Origin of the sequence: Mesorhizobium sp. M7A.F.Ca.AU.001.01.1.1 (assembly GCF_004022735.1) — a bacterium.
Classification (GTDB): Bacteria; Pseudomonadota; Alphaproteobacteria; order Rhizobiales; family Rhizobiaceae; genus Mesorhizobium; species Mesorhizobium ciceri.
On the sequence record NZ_RZPF01000885.1, the window covers coordinates 1 to 2,298 of the forward strand.

Consider the following 2,298-nt stretch of genomic DNA (forward strand, 5'->3'; position numbering starts at 1 on the left):
CTGATCATGCGTGACGTAAATGGTGGTGGTGCCCAGCCGCTGGTGCAACGCCTTGATCTCGCCGCGCATCTGGACGCGCAATTTGGCGTCGAGATTGCTGAGCGGCTCGTCGAACAGGAAGACTTGCGGGTCGCGCACGATGGCGCGGCCCATGGCGACGCGCTGGCGCTGGCCGCCGGAGAGCTGGCGCGGATAGCGGTCGAGCAGCTTGTCGAGGCCCAGGATGCTGGCGGCCCTGCCGACGCGGCTTGCGGTGTCGGCCGGATCGGCTTTCTTGATCTTGAGGGCAAAGCCCATATTGTCGGCCACCGTCATGTGCGGATAGAGCGCGTAGTTCTGGAACACCATGGCGATGTTGCGGTCGCGCGCCCGCAGATTGTTGACGGTGCGATCGCCAATGGCGATCCTGCCGCCCGAGATCGTTTCAAGTCCGGCAATCATGCGCAGCAGCGTCGACTTCCCGCAGCCCGACGGGCCGACCAGGATGACGAACTCGCCGTCAGCGATATCGACGCTGACATCGTGGATAATCCTGGCCGTTCCGAAAGCCTTTTGCACGTTGTTGATTGTGACCGATGCCATTGGGTTTTCCTCGAAAAAGAGTGCGATGCCGTAGCGTGCCTTCAGCCGCCCTTGACGGCGCCCGCGGTCAGTCCGGCGACGATCTGCCTTTGTGCGAACATGGTCAGGACCAGTACCGGCAGTGTCACCACCAGGGCCGCGGCGGCGAGCGGCCCCCAGCTCACTTGCTCGTAGGAGAGCATGTTGTAGACGGCGACCGGCAGCGTGCGCGTTTCACGGCTGGCGAGCACCACGCCGAAGACGAAATTGTTCCATGAGAAGATGACGGACAGGATAAAGGCGACCACTATGCCCGGCTTGGCGATGGGCAAGGCGACCAGCCGGAACACCTGCCAGGAACTGGCGCCGTCGATGTTGGCGGCCTCTTCCAGTTCCATCGGGGTGGTCTCGAAATAGCCGATCATCACCCAGACGACGATCGGCACGGTCACCACCAGATGGATGATGATCTGCGGCCACAGCGTGCCGAGAATGCCGACCCATTGGAACAGCAGGAACAGCGGGATGAGATAGGAAAGCCCCGGCGTCATGCGGGCGATCATGATGACCACCGCCGATCGCTCGGCCTTGAGCCGCGCGATGCCATAGCCGGCCGGCACGCCGATCAGCAGCGCCAAAAGCGTCGCCGTGCCGGTCACCAGAACCGAATTCCAGAGATAGAGCAGGAAATTGTTCTCCTCGAACACTTTTGCATAGTTCGACCAGGCGAGATGTTCGGGGATCAGGATCGGCGGATAGGCGCCGTTGTCGATCTCGAATTTCAGCGACAGCGAGATCATCCAGAGGAAGAACAGGATCGCCGGCGAGACGAAGACCAGGGCCGCGAAGAACAGCCCGATCCGGTTGAGCAGTCGTGAACTCATCTATTTGCCCTCCACGCCGATCCACTGCGAGCGCTGGCGCAACATCAGGAGGATGAAGGACAGGGCGACGATGACGATGAAGAACACCACGGCCATGGCCGAGCCATAGCCGATGTCGTAGTAGGAGAAGGCGGTGTTGTAGAGATAGATGTTGATGGTCTCCGAGGCCGTGCCCGGCCCGCCCTGGGTCATCGCGTAGATGATGTCGAAACTCTTCAGTGCGTCGATGGTGCGGATGATCACCGCGATCATCAGGAACGGCGCGATCATCGGCAAGGTGAGATAGCGGAATTGCTGCCAGGCATTGGCGCCGTCGATTTCGGCGCTTTCGAACGGCTCGCGCGGCACGGACGCCAGGCCGCCGAGCACGATCAGCATCACCAGCGGCGTCCACTGCCAGGTCTCGACCGCAACCAGCGACGGGATGACCGTGTTGGCGTTGAAGATCCATTCCTGCGCCGGAATGCCGACCAGCGACAGAAGATAGTTGAGGACGCCGAGCTGGGGGTGGAACATCATCGTCCAGACCAGCGCCACGGCGACGGGCGTTGCCATCATAGGCATCACGAAGACGCCGCGCAGCAGGCCACGCAGCGGAAACCTGGCGTCGAAGATCAGGGCGGCGATGGTGCCGAGCAACATCGGCGCGGCAACCGAAAGGAAGGTGTAGCTCAACGTATGGAGAAGCGATTCCCAGAAGCGTTGGTCGTACGCCAGCCGCAGATAATTCTCCATCCCGGCAAAGCTTCGCGACTGGCCGAGCGTCCAGCGGTTGACGCTCATCCACAGCGTGAAGGCCCAGGGAAAGACGATCACGGCGCTCGTCGTCGTCGGCGCCGTGATCGTCTTTCCC

3 protein-coding genes are annotated in these 2,298 nt (G+C 62.0%); all 3 read right to left on the reverse strand.

The window, feature by feature from the left end; all coding sequences use genetic code 11:
• Positions 1-582, reverse strand: a 582-nt coding sequence (locus tag EN884_RS33420) for an ATP-binding cassette domain-containing protein (RefSeq protein WP_128361022.1), incomplete at its 3' end; no start/stop codon positions are given.
• Positions 583-623: 41 nt separating this feature from the next.
• A complete protein-coding gene (locus EN884_RS33425) occupies positions 624-1,445 on the reverse strand; it encodes a carbohydrate ABC transporter permease (RefSeq protein WP_013531802.1) in 822 nt (273 codons plus the stop codon).
• Positions 1,446-2,298: sugar ABC transporter permease (locus EN884_RS33430; protein ID WP_164895329.1), on the reverse strand; the 853-nt coding region annotated here is incomplete at its 5' end.

What these genes read in the sequence shown, in the direction of transcription:
- EN884_RS33425 (WP_013531802.1), bottom strand. Translation starts at nt 1,445, where the DNA reads ATGAGTTCACGACTGCTCAACCGGATCGGGCTGTTCTTCGCGGCCCTG.